The organism is Seonamhaeicola marinus, assembly GCF_008085455.1.
The window spans coordinates 1-767 of sequence record NZ_VSDQ01000559.1; the positions used below are offsets into that span (position 1 = coordinate 1).

The 767-nt window shown below is 33.6% G+C and carries 2 protein-coding genes; both read right to left on the reverse strand.

Going from position 1 to position 767, the window contains the following annotated elements; translation table 11 throughout:
- A partial coding sequence (locus tag FUA24_RS08260) for a PorP/SprF family type IX secretion system membrane protein (protein ID WP_148541267.1) occupies positions 1–367 on the reverse strand: 367 nt, incomplete at its 3' end.
- A gap of 19 nt (positions 368–386) precedes the next feature.
- Positions 387–767: T9SS type B sorting domain-containing protein (locus FUA24_RS08265; protein ID WP_148541269.1), on the reverse strand; the 381-nt coding region annotated here is incomplete at its 5' end.

A 767-nucleotide genomic window follows, 5' to 3' on the forward strand; every position in this document is an offset into this window, starting at 1 on the left:
ATGAAATACCTAATGACAAGTACATTTTTGCATAATAGTCTAACACTAAATGGTGTGCAAACGAAAACTTAGCACCCGTTTGTATTGTATTACCATTTCTATCATTATATAATGACAAACCAATACCAGACCTATCGGCTATTCTAACATCACCATAAAATGATTGGTTATCTGGGGCATTTTTAATACCAACCCATTGTGTTAACCCATTAGCTCTTAGCTTTACATTATCGCCAATACCTGCATAAGTTGGCGAAATAACAAAGTTATTATCCGCCAAGTACTGCGTAAAAACTGGTAAGTTAAGCTCTTGTGCGTAAGTAAATGTTACTAGTAAAAAGCACAGATATGTAAATAATTTTTGCATGTTTTTTTGTTTTTTAAAACTATCTATATAATGTAAAGTTGCCTACAAAAGTTCTATCGTCTCTTGGGTCATTTAACTTAACTAAATACCAGTAATCACCTGTTGGTAATTCTTTACCATTATAAGTTCCATCCCACGTATCGTTTACATTTAAGGTAGCTATTTTGCGTCCGTATCTATCAAAAATATCAAAGGTTAAGTTTTTGTATTGTGTAACACAACCAGGACCCCAACCGCCATTAGCTGGTACAAAATAGTTAGGTACACAAATATCAATGTACTCAAAATATCTTGTTGCAGTTGCAACACAACCGTTACTGTCTGTTACTGTTACCGTGTATTCACCAGATTCATAAATTACAAAAGAGCCTGTATTTTGGTAGGGTTCATAATCTACTTC